The 13,948-nt window shown below is 72.8% G+C and carries 10 protein-coding genes and 1 pseudogene; 7 read left to right on the top strand and 4 right to left on the bottom strand.

The features are described from left to right. Positions 1-413 precede the first annotated feature (413 nt). The gene (locus AB0F77_RS06715) at positions 414-863 is read left to right on the top strand and encodes a PTS glucose transporter subunit IIA (protein WP_361942575.1); all 450 of its coding nucleotides are present in this window, start codon (positions 414-416) and stop codon (positions 861-863) included. A gap of 80 nt (positions 864-943) precedes the next feature. Continuing rightward, on the top strand, positions 944-2,614 hold the full coding sequence (gene ptsP, locus AB0F77_RS06720) for a phosphoenolpyruvate--protein phosphotransferase (protein WP_361942578.1): 1,671 nt from the start codon (positions 944-946) through the stop codon (positions 2,612-2,614). 96 nt (positions 2,615-2,710) lie between these two features. Here the strand turns inward: ptsP and AB0F77_RS06725 are convergent, their stop codons facing one another. Together AB0F77_RS06725 and AB0F77_RS06730 are read right to left on the bottom strand one after the other, a co-directional pair. Further along, entirely contained in the window at positions 2,711-3,604 is an 894-nt protein-coding gene (locus tag AB0F77_RS06725) for a hypothetical protein (RefSeq protein ID WP_361942581.1), read from the bottom strand. 63 nt (positions 3,605-3,667) lie between these two features. After that, positions 3,668-5,635 carry an acetoacetate--CoA ligase gene (locus tag AB0F77_RS06730; RefSeq protein ID WP_361942584.1) on the bottom strand — a complete coding sequence of 656 codons (1,968 nt, stop codon included), beginning with the start codon at positions 5,633-5,635 and terminating at the stop codon, positions 3,668-3,670. A 215-nt stretch (positions 5,636-5,850) separates the two neighbouring features. Between AB0F77_RS06730 and AB0F77_RS06735 the strand changes: the two genes are divergently transcribed. Next, positions 5,851-8,211, top strand: coding sequence for a TIM-barrel domain-containing protein (locus AB0F77_RS06735; protein ID WP_361942586.1), 2,361 nt, complete (start codon positions 5,851-5,853; stop codon positions 8,209-8,211). Positions 8,212-8,220: 9 nt separating this feature from the next. On the opposite strand, the gene AB0F77_RS06740 is transcribed toward AB0F77_RS06735, so the two are convergent. Further along, positions 8,221-8,757, bottom strand: a complete 537-nt coding sequence (locus AB0F77_RS06740) for an NUDIX domain-containing protein (protein WP_361942589.1) — start codon at positions 8,755-8,757, stop codon at positions 8,221-8,223. A gap of 316 nt (positions 8,758-9,073) precedes the next feature. Here AB0F77_RS06740 and AB0F77_RS06745 point away from each other — a divergent pair, with 316 nt between their 5' ends. Then, positions 9,074-10,711 carry a GGDEF domain-containing protein gene (locus AB0F77_RS06745; protein ID WP_361942592.1) on the top strand — a complete coding sequence of 546 codons (1,638 nt, stop codon included), beginning with the start codon at positions 9,074-9,076 and terminating at the stop codon, positions 10,709-10,711. Between the two features lie 64 nt (positions 10,712-10,775). Here AB0F77_RS06745 and AB0F77_RS06750 read toward each other — a convergent pair. Then, positions 10,776-11,123, bottom strand: a pseudogene (locus AB0F77_RS06750) (AAA family ATPase); the annotation flags it as partial. Between the two features lie 106 nt (positions 11,124-11,229). Between AB0F77_RS06750 and AB0F77_RS06755 the strand changes: the two are divergent. The 3 genes from AB0F77_RS06755 (at position 11,230) to glpK (ending at position 13,856) form a co-directional block, all read left to right on the top strand. After that, on the top strand, positions 11,230-11,748 hold the full coding sequence (locus AB0F77_RS06755; protein ID WP_361942595.1) for a nuclear transport factor 2 family protein: 519 nt from the start codon (positions 11,230-11,232) through the stop codon (positions 11,746-11,748). Beyond that, positions 11,745-12,191: a nuclear transport factor 2 family protein gene (locus AB0F77_RS06760; protein WP_361942598.1), complete on the top strand. Its 447-nt coding sequence runs from the start codon at positions 11,745-11,747 to the stop codon at positions 12,189-12,191. Before AB0F77_RS06755 ends, AB0F77_RS06760 begins: the two co-directional genes overlap by 4 nt. Positions 12,192-12,338: 147 nt before the next feature. Further along, a complete protein-coding gene (glpK, locus tag AB0F77_RS06765) occupies positions 12,339-13,856 on the top strand; it encodes a glycerol kinase GlpK (RefSeq protein ID WP_361942601.1) in 1,518 nt (505 codons plus the stop codon). Positions 13,857-13,948 lie beyond the last annotated feature (92 nt).

Raw genomic sequence — 13,948 nt, forward strand, 5'->3', positions numbered from 1 at the left:
GTTGACTTTTGGCACGCTGTTGAGTTCTCAAGGAACGGACGCTTCCTTCGTACTCACCCTTCCGGGCTTTCCTCCGGGCGCTTCCCTTCGGTGTTCCAAACTCTATCAGTGTTTTTCCGGCCCTCCGACCACCCTCTCGCAGGCATGCGAAAGGAGATCCGAGTGAGGATCTGACAAATTTGGGTGCCGCCGAGGCAAGGACGCTTGTTCGCGTCACTCCGTCTCAAGCAGGAGTACGACTGTACACGGCGCCTCGAAGCACGTGCAAATCCATTGGGTTGGTGGTCTAGACCACTAGCTGGTAGCTTCCATACGGAACCGACCCTTCATCTGGCATACCCTGCTGCTCAGTACGCCGTCCGGCACTCGCGGCGACGGCTCGTACATGCGGCCCCACCCCCTGGAGGCTTCCCATGACCTTCGTGACGTCCCCCCTCGCCGGACGCGCCATCGGACTGGCCTCCGTGCCGGATCCCGTCTTCTCGGGGGCCATGGTCGGCCCGGGCACCGCCGTCGATCCCGTGCGCGAGCCCTCGGAGGCCGTCGCCCCCGTGGACGGCGTCATCGTCTCCCTGCACCCCCATGCCTTTGTCGTCGTCGACGGTGAGGGGCACGGCGTGCTCACCCACCTGGGCATCGACACCGTGCAGTTGAACGGCGAGGGCTTCGAACTCCTCGTCGGCAAGGGCGACACCGTGACACGCGGTCAGGCCGTCGTGCGCTGGAACCCGGCCGCCGTCGAGGAGGCCGGCAAGTCTCCGGTGTGCCCGGTCGTGGCGCTGGAGGCCACCTCCGACTCCCTCTCCGAGCTCCGTGACGGCGGCGACGTGAAGGCCGGCGACAGCCTCTTCACCTGGAACTGACATGAGCGTCGTCGTGACGACGGCGGGCAGGACGACCAACACGGCGGCGGGATCCGCCGCACTTATCGGAGACGGGTGAGATGGAGACAACGCTGCGGGGCGTCGGCGTGAGCCACGGTGTGGCGATCGGCGAGGTACGGCACATGGGGACGGCGGTCCTGGAGCCGCCCGCCAGGCAGATCGCCGCGGAGGAGGCCGAGCGTGAACAGGGCCGGGCCCGGCAGGCCGTGGAGGCCGTGGCCGCCGACCTCATGGCACGCGGCAATCTCGCGGGTGGCGAGGCACAGGCCGTCCTCGAGGCGCAGGCCATGATGGCCCAGGACCCCGAACTGATGGCCGACGTGGAGCGGCGCGTCGTCGCCGGGAGCACGGCCGAGCGTGCCGTGTACGACGCGTTCGCCTCGTACCGCGAGCTGCTGGCCGGTGCCGGTGAGTACCTGGCCGGGCGGGTGGCCGACCTCGACGACGTGCGGAACCGGATCGTCGCCCGGCTGCTGGGCGTGCCGATGCCGGGCGTCCCGGACAGCGACGAGCCGTACGTCCTCGTCGCCCGTGATCTGGCTCCGGCCGACACGGCGCTGCTGGACCCGACGCTGGTGCTCGGCTTCGTCACCGAGGAGGGCGGGCCGACCAGCCACAGCGCGATCCTCGCGCGTGCGCTCGGGGTGCCGGCCGTGGTGGCGCTGCCGGGGGCGAGCGAGCTGGGCGAGGGCACGATGATCGCCGTCGACGGCAGCACGGGCGACGTCTTCGTGGACCCCGGCCCGGCGAAGAAGGCCGAACTGGCGGCCGCGGCGGCCGAGCGCAGGGCCGCGCTGGCCTCGGCGACGGGGCCGGGCGTCACCGCGGACGGGCACAAGGTGCCGCTGCTGGCCAACGTGGGTGGTCCGGCGGACGTGCCGGCGGCCGTGGAGGCCGGGGCCGAGGGCGTGGGTCTCTTCCGTACCGAGTTCCTGTTCCTCGACGACAGCAAGAACGCTCCTTCCGAGGAGAAGCAGGTCGAGGCGTACCGGCAGGTCCTGGAGGCGTTCCCCGAGGGCCGTGTCGTGGTGCGCGTGCTGGACGCGGGCGCGGACAAGCCGCTGGACTTCCTGACCCCGGCCGACGAGCCCAACCCGGCGCTGGGCGTGCGCGGTCTGCGGGCGCTGCTCGATCACCCGGAGGTGCTGCGGACGCAGCTGACCGCGCTGGCCACGGCCGCCGAGGGGCTGCCGGTGCACCTGGAGGTCATGGCGCCGATGGTGGCGGACCGCGCGGACGCGAAGGCGTTCGCCGACGCGTGCCGTGCCGCGGGGCTGGAGGCGAAGTTCGGGGCGATGGTGGAGATCCCGTCGGCCGCGCTGCGGGCGCGTTCGATCCTCCAGGAGGTCGAGTTCCTGTCCTTGGGGACGAACGACCTGGCGCAGTACACGTTCGCGGCGGACCGGCAGGTGGGCGCGGTGTCTCGGCTCCAGGACCCGTGGCAGCCCGCGCTGCTCGACCTGGTGGCGCTGTCCGCGGAGGCGGCCCGGGCCGAGGGCAAGAGCTGCGGTGTGTGCGGTGAGGCCGCGTCGGACCCGCTCCTGGCGTGTGTGCTGACGGGGCTGGGGGTCACCTCTCTTTCCATGGGGGCGGCGTCCATCCCGTATGTCCGGACGGCGCTGGCCAAGTACACGCTGGCGCAGTGCGAGCGGGCGGCGTCGGCCGCGCGGGCGGCGGAGAGCGCCGAGGAGGCGCGGGCGGCGGCCCAGGCGGTGCTGTCCGGCGAGTAGCCGGCCGCCGGGCCGTGGCCGACAGTCGTTCGCGGCCGGTCGTTCGGTCCTTCGTCGAGGGGCGCTCCGCCGACGGGTGGGGCGCCCCCGGTGCGTTCAGTGGTGGTGCCCGGACGGGCCGTCCTCCTCTCCGAGGTCGGGGGGCACGCCGTAGTCGACGCCGGATTCCGGGGCGATGAGGTCGCCGGAGTCGATGTCGGTGCAGTAGGCGTCGAAGACCTCGCCTGCGGTGAGGGGGTCGAGGCCGTCCTTGCGGATGCGCCATCCGTAGATGCGGTCGGTGGTGCCGGGGGCGCTGGTGCGCATGACGAGTCCGCCGGGGCTGTGGGTGGCGACGCCCAGGGCGAGGACGGTGGTGAATTCGAGGACTTCGGCCTCGTCGAGGTGGGTGCTGCCGTCCGTGTCCACGTCGGCGTGGAGGACGGACACGAGTGTCTCGGGCGGGGCGGTGACGCTGCACACGAGGTGCCGGTCGCCCGGTGGTGCCGTGTCGAGGATGCGGGTGAGGAGGGTCGCGGCCCGGTTGAAGGCGGCTCGGCCGATGTCCTCGCCGCAGCCGGCGCAGGGGCCGAGGCGGGCGAGCAGGGTGCTCGCGTACTCCCATGTGGCCCGGCGGACGGCTTCGTCGACGAGGGCGGGCAGGAGGTCGGCGAGTGTCTGGCCGTCGTACGGGACGGTGGCGCCGGTGGCGGCGAGTTCTGCCGTGAAGCGGGCTCGGCTGTTCGGGGTGTCGGGGTCGAGGCCGGCCTCGGCGCAGTACTCGGCGTACTCCTGGGGGTCGAAGAGGGCGACGGTGGTGTGGCCGCCCTGTGCGGCGCGGATCCGCAGGACGGCTTCGGCCTGCTGGAGGTAGGCGAGGTGGTCGTCGAAGGTGAAGCTGCGGTAGCGCCGCATGGCGCGGAAGTCCTGCTCGTCGGTGAGCAGGCCGATGGTTCCGGCGATCTCTCGGCGCAGGACGCGTCGCATGGTCAGGTGTGCGGTGTGCTCCATGTGTCCCCCTGTGAGCGGTTGATCAATGCTCACTCACAGTAACCGGCACCACTGACAACGGGCTCAGGCCCGTTCGCGGGCCAGTTCCTCGTAGAAGGCGAGGAGGCCCAGGTCGTCGATGGAGCCGGGGTTGACCGCCTTTTCGAGCGGTGTGCCCTGGAGGAGACGCTTGACGGGGACCTCGATGCGCTTGCCGGTGAGGGTGTGCGGGACGCCGGGGACCTCGATGACCTCGTCGGGGACGTGGCGGGGCGAGAGCTGTTCGCGGATGGCCCGCTTGATCCGGGTGAGCAGCGCCTCGTCGAGGACGGCTCCCGGGGCCAGGTGGACGAACAGGGGCATCCAGTAGCCGCCGTCGGGCTGTTCGATGCCGATGACCAGGGATTCCTTGATCTCGGGGAGGCGTTCGACGACTTCGTAGATGTCGGCGGAGCCCATGCGCACGCCCTGGCGGTTGAGCGTGGAGTCGGAGCGGCCGTGGATGATCACGGATCCGCGGGGGGTGACGGTGATCCAGTCGCCGTGGCGCCAGACGCCGGGGTAGGTGTCGAAGTAGCTGTCGTGGTAGCGGCTGCCGTCGGGGTCGTTCCAGAAGTGGATGGGCATGGACGGCATGGGGTTGGTGACGACGAGTTCGCCGACCTCGTCGACGAGGGGCTTGCCGCTGGGGTCCCAGGACTGGAGGTCGGTGCCGAGGCAGGGTGCCTGGAGTTCGCCCGTGTGGACGGGCAGGGTGGGGACGGCGCCGGCGAAGCAGGAGCAGACGTCCGTGCCGCCGCTGACGGAGGCGATCCAGAGGTCGTCGCGGACCTCGTCGTGCAGCCAGCGGAAGCCGTCGGGCGGCAGGGGCGAGCCCGTGGTCGCGACGCACCGCACGGTGGAGAGGTCGTGGTCGCGGGCCGGGTGCACGCCGGCCTTGCGGCAGGCCATGACGTACGCGGCCGAGGTGCCGTAGAGGGTGGCTCCGGTGCGTTCGACGACGCTCCACTGGGCGCCGGTGTCCGGGTACCCGGGGCTGCCGTCGTACAGGACGATCGTGGTGCCCGTGAGGAGGCCGGAGACGAGGAAGTTCCACATCATCCAGCCGGTGGAGGTGTACCAGAAGAAGCGGTCCTCGGGGCCCAGGTCGCAGTGCAGGCCGAGCTGCTTGAGGTGCTCGACGAGGATGCCGCCCTGGGACTGGACGATGGCCTTGGGCAGGCCGGTCGTGCCGGAGGAGTAGAGCACCCACAGTGGGTGGGCGAACGGGACCTGTTCGAAGACGGGCTCGGTGTCGGCGGAGGTGAGGGCGGCCCACTCCAGTGCGCCCTCGGGTGCCCCGGTGCCGAGGAGCGGGATGTGGACGACGGCGCGCAGGGTGGGCAGTTCGCGGCGCAGTTCGGCGACGACCTCGCGCCGGTCGTGCTCCTTGCCGCCGTAGCGGTAGCCGTCGACCGTGAAGAGGACGACCGGTTCGACCTGCTGGAAGCGGTCGAGGACGCTGCGGGCGCCGAAGTCGGGGGCGCAGGAGGTCCAGACGGCGCCGACGGCGGCGGTGGCGAGGAGGGCGACGACGGCCTGCGGGACGTTGGGGAGGTAGCCGCTGACGCGGTCGCCTGGGCGGACGCCGAGGGCGCGCAGATCGGCGGCGAGGGAGCCGACCTGGCGGCGGAGTTCCCGCCAGGTGACCGGGCGCGGTTCGTGGGTCTCGTCGACGTGCAGGAGGGCGGGTTCGTCGGCGCGGGTCGCCGCGGCGCGCAGGGCGTGTTCCGCGTAGTTGAGGCTCGCTCCGGGGAACCATTCGGCACCGGGCATCGAGCGGTCGCCGAGGACCTGCTCACAGGTCGTGGAGAACCGTACGCCGAACCACTCCGTGACGGCCTTCCAGAAGGTGTCGAGGTGGTCCACGGACCAGCGGTGCAGCGCGAAGTAGCCGCCGTCGGCGGGGGCGCCGTGGTGTTCGGCCGCCCAGGTCTGGAACCTGGTGATGTTGGCCTGGGCGATCTGCTGCGGATCCGGCTGCCAGAGCGGCTGGGGGTTCGCGGTCGGCATGGGGCGGCTCCCGGGCTGTGCGCGTCGTGTGTGTCACCCGCGCGCGGACTGGGGGTGTGGCGCGTGACACGGCTGACACGGACGATGCCATGTGATCGACTTCTACACCAGGGCGTGCTCCACATAGTCCGAGTCATGAAGATGTGCTCCGAGCACAGGTGAACGGCAGTTGAACGACACGCGCGTGGGGGGCGGCGAATGGCAGGGTGAGCAGCATGGACGGTCGTGACCTGGTGCGTTCGGTGAAGGTGGTCGGTTCGACGAGAGCGGCTCTGGGGTTGCGTACCGTGTGGGCCGCGTGGCGCAGGAGGCGTACCGACGCGACGGCGCTGCCCCGCCGGGGCGCGGAGCGCGCGCGGGTGCCGGGTCCGGTGGAGGCCGTGGAGCCCGGGCCCGGGGGCGGTCTGATGCGTTTCGCCAGGTCCGAGCTGCGGATCACCGTGGATGTGAACGGCGCGGTCTTCTGGGGCTGGGACGGCGCGGGTCCCGAGCCGTCGTACGCGCTGGCGGGGCGCTCTCCCGAGCCGGATCCGCGGGCGGTGCTGGAGCCGGACAAGGACGGCGGCTGGCGGCTGGTGGCGGAGCGGGTGACGGTCGTCGTCTCCCGGCACGGCGCGATAGAGGTGCGCACGCCCGGGGGCGTGACGCTGCGGCGGGACGCGCCGCCCAGGTGGTGGGAGCCGGTCGGGGGCGGCACGGCGCACTGGATGCAGGGGTCGGAGGTCTCGGCCGACGCGCGGTTCTTCGGGCTGGGGGGCCGGGCGTCGGGTCCGCGGCTGCGGGACGGGACGTACCGGCTGTGGAACACCGCTCCGGGGCATGCCTTCGGGCCCGGCGACGATCCGCTGTGCGTGACGATGCCGGTGCAGCTGGTGGTGGCCGACGCGGCCGCGCACCTGGTGTTCCACGACACCTCGTGGGACGGGACGGTGACGCTGCGGGAGGGCGAGGAGGGCGCCGGCTCCGGGCACGACCGGGCGGGCCGGAGCGAGCTGCGGATGGACGGCGGTCCGTTGCGCTGCTGGGTCGTCGTAGGCACTCCCGCGCGGGTGCTGCACGCCTGGGCGTCGCTGACGGGTGCGGCGGCGCTGCCGCCCGCGTGGGCGCTCGGTCTCCAGCACGCGCCCCGGGTGGCCGGCGGTGCGGAGGAGGTGCGGCGGGTCTTCGTGGGCTACCGGGAGCGCGATCTGCCGCTGGACGCGGTGCACCTGGACATCGACCACCTCGACGGGAACCGGGTGTTCACCGTCGACCGGGAGGGCTTCCCGAAGCTGCCCGCGCTCGCCGAGGAGCTGCGGCGGTCGGGCGTGCGGTTGGTGTCGGTGGTCGACCCGGCGGTGAAGGCCGAGCCGGGGGGTGACGTGTACGAGGCGGGGGCGGCCGTGGACGCGTTCGTGCGGGACGCCTCGGGGCAGCTCGTGCGGGGTGAGGTGTGGGCCGGGGAGTCGGTGCATCCGGACTTCACCCACACGCGGGTGCGCAAGTGGTGGGGGTCGCTCTACGAGGAGCGGCTGTCGCAGGGCTTCGCCGGGTTCTGGCACGACATGAACGAGCCGACGTCGTTCAACGCCTTCGGCGAGTCGACCCTGCCGCGCTCGGCCCGGCACTCCCTGGAGGGCGTCGGCGGTGACCACCGGGAGGCGCACAACGTGTACGCGCTGTGCATGGCCAGGGCGGCCTACGAGGGGCTGCGCGAGCTGTCGCCCGGGCAGCGCCCGTTCCTGCTCTCCCGGTCCGGCTGGGCGGGCATGCAGCGCTACGGCGGCACCTGGTCGGGGGACGTGGCCACGGGCTGGCCGGGGCTGCGGGCGTCGCTGTCGCTGGTGCTGGGCCTCGGGCTGTGCGGGGTGCCGTACTCGGGGCCGGACGTGGGCGGCTTCGACGGGTCCCCGTCGCCCGAGCTGTACCTGCGGTGGTTCCAGCTGGGCGCGTACCTGCCGCTGTTCCGCACTCACGGGGGTCCGCGGGCGGGGCGCAGGGAGCCGTGGGAGTTCGGGGACGAGGTGCTGGAGCACGCGCGGGGGGCGCTCGTCGAGCGGCGGCGGCTGCTGCCGTACTTCATGACGCTCGCGCATCTGGCCCGGCGGACGGGTGCGCCCTACGCGCGGCCGCTGTGGTGGGGTGCGCCGGAGGACCGGGCGCTGCGGGACTGCGAGGACGCGTTCCTGCTGGGCGACTCGCTCCTGGTGGCCCCGGTGCTGAGTGCGGGCGCCGACCGGCGTGCGGTGCAGCTGCCGCGGGGGCGCTGGTACGACACGGTGACGGAGCGGGTGTACGAGGGGCCCGGGCAGGTGCTGGTGGACGCGCCGCCGTCGCGGATACCGGTGCTCGCGCGCGCGGGTGCGGTGATTCCGGTGCGGGGCGCGGACGGCGGGCTCGAACTGGAGGTGTGGGCGCCGGAGCGGGGCCGTACCGGCGGTGGTGTCGTCGTGCAGGACGCGGGCGACGGATGGGACGAGCCGGAGGTCGAACGGTACGTCGCCCGCTGGGAGGGCCGGCGGGTGGTGGTGAGGCGCGAGGGCGAGGGCGGCGTCGACGCGCCGCCCCACCCGGTGCGCCTGCGGGGGCTGGGCTGAGCCGCGGGCTCAGATGTAGCGGCCCTCGAAGAACGCCCGTACGGCCAGGGTGTGCAGCGGGAAGGCGAGCTCCTCGGCGCGGCGCAGCAGCTGCCAGCCCTCGGTCTCGTCGGTGGCGCTGGACGGCGGCAGGGCGTCGGCCGGGCGCTCCGGGAGGAGGCCGAACAGGAGCAGATGACCGTCGGGCGAGCTCATCGCGTCGGCGAGGCGCACGTCGCGGCTCGCGGCGTCGATGCCCGTCTCCTCCTTGAGTTCGCGGACGACGGCCTGCCGCCAGTCCTCGCGGTCGTCGACGTAGCCGCCGGGAAGTGCGGTGCCGCCGAGCGCGGGGCCCACGGTGCGCGTGATGACGACGAGGGAGGTGCCCTGGGTGTCGTACACGGGCTGGAGGGCGATCGCGACGGGCAGCGGGTTGCGGTAGGCGACGGTTCCGCAGGCCGCGCAGGTGCGGGGCCAGTCGGAGACTCCCTCTCCGTAGGGCGCTCCGCAGCTCGAACAGTGGGAGCCTTGCGCGGAGTTGGCGGTTGGGTGCTGGATTTCGGACACGCGCGGACTGTATCCGATCGGGGGAAGGGCGTGTTCCGGTAGCGGCCGGTGTACGTACGGTCAAACCCGGAGGAACGGCCGGAACCACCCCCGTCGGCCCCGGCCGTCCCTCCCGCTGTCCACGACGCCGGTCGAGGCTGTCCGGTTCTGCGCGGCGGACGGCTGTTTCCCGACCCCCGGGGATCGCGGTGACGTTTCGTCAGTTTTCCGCCTGACCAGGCGAGTTGCCCGCACACTCCGTGATCGCCCCGGAATCCTGCGTGAACGTCTCATGAAATGGGCCCTGGGCGGTCGCGGGTGGCGCCATCATGCTCCCGTGCCCTCCTGGACGGATACTCTCCGCTTCGCCTTCCAGCCGGTCGTGAACCTGGTGACCGGCGGGGTCGCCGCACTGGAGGTGCTCGCCCGCCCGGAGACCGGCGACATCCTGGCCGAGGCCCGTCGCGATCCCGAACTCGACGGCAGGCTGGCCGTGTTGGCCCTCCGGGCGGCGGCCCGCAAGGAGACGCTGCTGCCGCTGCACCTGAACGTGTTCGCGGCCACCCTGGCCGACCTCGGCGGCCTCACGCCCCTGCACTCGGCGGTCCTGGAGGCGGGGCGGATGCCGTGGGAGATCACCCTGGACATCGTCCCGCCGTACACGCACGTGCCGCAGCGCGCCCTCCTGGAGGCCGTGAGCGCGCTGCGCGACCAGGGCTTCAGGATCAGCGCGGACGGCATCGGGGACGGTGACGTGCCCCTGCGGCTGCTCACCGACCTCGGCCCGGACCTGGTGAAGCTGGACGCCTCGTTGCTGGCCCGGCCGGCCGCGGTGCGGGCGATGCGGACGCTGTGCGAGGAACTGGGCTCCCTGGTTGCCGTCGAGGGCGTGGAGACCGAACTCCAGTACGCGGCGGCCGTGTCGGCCGGGGCGCAGCTGGCCCAGGGCGAGCTGTTCGCGCCGCCCGCGCGGATACCCGCGGCAGACGTGTACGTTCCGCCGCGCCACCCGAGTGCCGTGGCACCGCCCGGCTCGGGACCGTCGGTGCGGGAGTTCCTGCGCCCCGCCGCGCTGCTGCCGGCGACCGCGTCGGCGGGGCAGGTGCGGGCGCTGCTGACCGGGTCCCCCGAGGTGTCCGGCGTGCTGCTGGTGGACCGCGCCGGGGCTCCGGTGCGCTCGCTGCACCGCTCGCGCTTCCTGCTGTCGATGTCGGGGCGCTACGGGCACGCCCTGTACGCCGACCGGCCCGCCGTGAAACTGGGGGACCCGCCGCGCACGGTCGGGGTCGACGCGACCGCCTGGCAGGTGCTGGACGTCGTCGCCGTCGGCGGCCCCGACCGCGCCTCGGACGACGTCGCCGTGGTGGACCGCCTCGGGCGTTGTGTGGGGGTCGTACGGCTGGCGGACCTGGTGCGGGCGCTGGCGGAGAGCCGGGTCGAGGAGGCGGCGGCGCTCAATCCGCTGACGCGGCTGCCCGGTTCGGACGCGATCACCGGCGAGCTGGACCGGTGGCTCGCGGACGGGCGTACGTGCGCGCTGAGCTGGCTGGACATCGACCACTTCAAGCGGGTCAACGACGGCGCCGGGTTCGCGGCCGGCGACGAGCTGATCCGGTCCGTGGGGTGGACGCTCCAGCACGCGTCCTCCGGGGACACCCGCGTGGGGCACATCGGCGGGGACGACTTCCTGGTGCTCGCGGACGAGGCGGGGCTGGACCGGCTGGCCGCGGCCGTGCTCGACACGGGGTGGTCGGCCGGCGGGCTGCCGGTGACGCTGTCGCTGGCCACGGTCGTGTGCGCGCCGGGCAGCGTGGCCGACCACCGCCAGGCGGCGGCCTGGCTCGCGCCCCTGAAGCAGGCGGCGAAGTCCCTGCCGGGCGCGAGCTGGGTCCTCGGGCGGGCGGGCCTGCCGGGTCTGGAGATCCGCCGGGGTCCGGGAGCGGCACCGGACCGGACGGGATACGTGGCGGTCTGAGCCCCGGGGCCAGCCACTGGGCGTTGTCGATCAGGCAGGTCAGCGGCTCGTCCCGGGCGGCCCGTGCCAGCAGCCCCAGGGTGGCGAGGCCCGTCCGGAACGGGTCGGGCACACCGGCGGCCAGCCCGAACGCGACCTCGACGGCGTTGCGTTGCGGCTGCGGCACGTCGGCCAGGTGCCCCAGGACCGGGGCGGTCAGTTGGTGCAGGGCGGCGTACGGCAGGTCCGTCTCGAACCGCGACCCCTCGGCGAGGAGGGTCGGTCCTTCGCCCCGGCGGGCGTGGCCGAGCAGGGCGGTCTTGCCGATGCCCGCCTCGCCCCGCAGGACCAGTGCGCCGCCCTGTCCGCGGCGGGCACCGGCCTGGAGGGCACCGATGCGCCGGATCTCGGCCTGCCTGCCGATGAGCTGCATACGGGCACGGTAGCGGGTAGGTGATTTTCACCGACGCGGCGCATCGGGCCCGCACGACACGCTCTGGGGGACCTTGCAGGAACGACATGCGCAAAGGACCCGAAGCATGAACCGAACGCGTCCGGCGATCGTCGCCGTCGCCTCCCTCGGTGTGGCCGTCCCCCTTCAGTCGGCGATGGCGTCGAGCCCCGGCCACCGCCCGGCTCCGTCCGCCACGCACCCCTCGGTGCCACGCCTGGCGCAGCAGTGGGCGCACGCGTGGAACACCGGCAGCGCCAGGCGGATGGCCTCGCTGTTCACCAAGGACGGCGTCTACGTCGACCACGGTTTCCAGGTGACCTACCGCGGACCGGCCGGTGCCGGCCGGTGGGTCGACGACACGATGGACAACTTCACGACCCTGCGCGCGACCACCAAGCGCGCCTTCCGCGACGGCGACGACATCGGTGTGGTGTGGACGTTCAGCGGGACGTTCAACGGCACCGGTGCCTTCCCCGAGGCTGCGGGCAAGTCGTTCTCGGTGCCGGCCACCTCGGTGTTCCGCACGAAGCACGGCAAGATCGCGTCGGTCGAGGACTTCCACAACCCGGCCGACCTGATGGCCCAGGTGGGGATGGCCAGGTGAACGACCGGGCAGGGGCATGGCTGGCCCTGTGGAACGGCGACCACGGCGTCGCCGACAAGCTGATCGACCCGGACATCACCGTCCACGCGCCCACGCCCGACGGCGGTGTGATCAGCGGGACCGACGGTCTGCCGGCCTACATCGGGCAGATCCGCGGGCCGCTCCCTGACCTCGCCTTCACCGTCGAGGTGGGCCCGGTCGCCCAGGACGACCACTTGGCCGTGCGGTGGCGGGCGACGGGCACCTACGCCGGCGGCTTCCCCGGGGCGGCGGCGCCGGTGGGCACCGGCCGGTGCGCCGACCGAAGGGCACCGACAGGTGCCCTGACCGCAGGACGGCGGAGGGCGGGCCGGGACCGTCGGGGTCCCGGCCCGCCCCCTGCCCGTTCACGCCCCGCGGGGCGGGGACACGGCCGCTGTCACCGTTGCTGTGCGCGACCTTGACGCCCTCCGGGTGCCGGTGAACACTTCCCGGTGTCGGTCGACATCGCCGTACATTCTCGGCGTTATCAGGCATCGCTCCGCAGGCCCTGCCAGGAGCCGCCATGAGCAACGGAGACGCCTTCTCAACCCAGCGACCGAGGGGTAGCCATGACGGACACCGCAGAGACGTACGTCGCCGCGATCGACCAGGGCACCACGTCGAGCCGCTGCATCGTCTTCGACCACGGCGGCGCGATCGTCTCCGTCGACCAGCGCGAGCACCGGCAGATCTTCCCCAGGCCCGGTTGGGTGGAGCACGACGCCACCGAGATCTGGTCCAAGGTCCAGGCGGTGGTCGCGGGAGCGCTCGCCAAGGCGGGGCTGCGCCCGGACCGGCTACGCGCGCTCGGCATCACCAACCAGCGCGAGACGACGGTCCTGTGGGACCGCACGACGGGCAAGCCGGTGCACAACGCGATCGTCTGGCAGGACACCCGTACCGCCGCGCTGTGCACGGAACTCGGCGGTACGGACGGGCAGGACCGCTTCCGTGAGCGGACCGGACTGCCCCTGGCCAGCTACTTCTCGGGGCCCAAGGCGGCCTGGCTGCTCGACAACGTGCCGGGGCTGCGGGACCGGGCGGAACGCGGCGAGATCGCCTTCGGGACGATCGACTCCTGGCTGATCTGGAACCTCACGGGCGGCACCGACGGCGGACAGCACGTCACCGATGTGACGAACGCCGGGCGGACCCTGCTGATGGACCTGGAGACGCTCCAGTGGGACGCGTCCATCCTCTCCGCGATGAACCTGCCCGAGGTGATGCTGCCGGACATCAGGTCATCCGCCGAGATCTACGGGACGGCCGTGGGGCAGCTGTCCGGGGTGCCCGTCGCGTCGGCGCTCGGCGACCAGCAGGCGGCCGTGTTCGGGCAGGCGTGCTACGACGTCGGCACGGCGAAGAACACCTACGGCACGGGGAGTTTCCTGCTGCTCAACACCGGTCGCCGGCCGGTCCCCTCGAAGAACGGGCTGCTGACGACGATGGGCTACAAGATCGGCTCGGAGGCGCCGGTCTACTGCCTGGAGGGGTCCATCGCGATAACGGGCGCGCTCGTGCAGTGGTTCCGCGACCAGCTCGGCATCATCCGCACGGCCGACGAGATCGAGACCCTGGCGGCGAGCGTGGACGACAACGGCGGCGCCTACGTCGTGCCGGCGTTCTCGGGTCTGTTCGCGCCGTACTGGCGCTCCGACGCGCGCGGGGTCATCACGGGCCTGACCCGTTACGTCACGAAGGCGCACCTCGCGAGGGCGGTGCTCGAGGCGACGAGCTGGCAGACGCGGGAGGTCGTGGACGCCATGTTCCAGGACTCCGGGGTGCGGATCTCGACCCTGAAGGTGGACGGCGGCATGACCGGGAACGACCTGCTGATGCAGCATCAGGCCGACGTGCTCGGCGTACCGGTGATCCGGCCCAGGGTGTCCGAGACGACCTGTCTGGGCGCCGCCTACGCGGCCGGACTGGCCACGGGCGTGTGGAACGACCTGGACGAGCTGAAGTCGCACTGGCGCAAGGACGCGGAGTGGACGCCGTCGATGGAGGCGTCCGTGCGCGACCGCGAGTACCGCAACTGGCGCAGGGCCGTGGAGAAGAGCTTCGGGTGGCTGGAGGGGGACGACTAGGAGCCGGGGAGGTTCGTCCCACGCGCGTGCGGCGCCCGTGCGTCCGCGCGCGTGGGGCACTCCCGCGGGGACCACGGCTCGTACCCCGGTCG

This window comes from Streptomyces sp. NPDC026672 (assembly GCF_040638185.1).
Classification (GTDB): Bacteria; Actinomycetota; Actinomycetes; order Streptomycetales; family Streptomycetaceae; genus Streptomyces.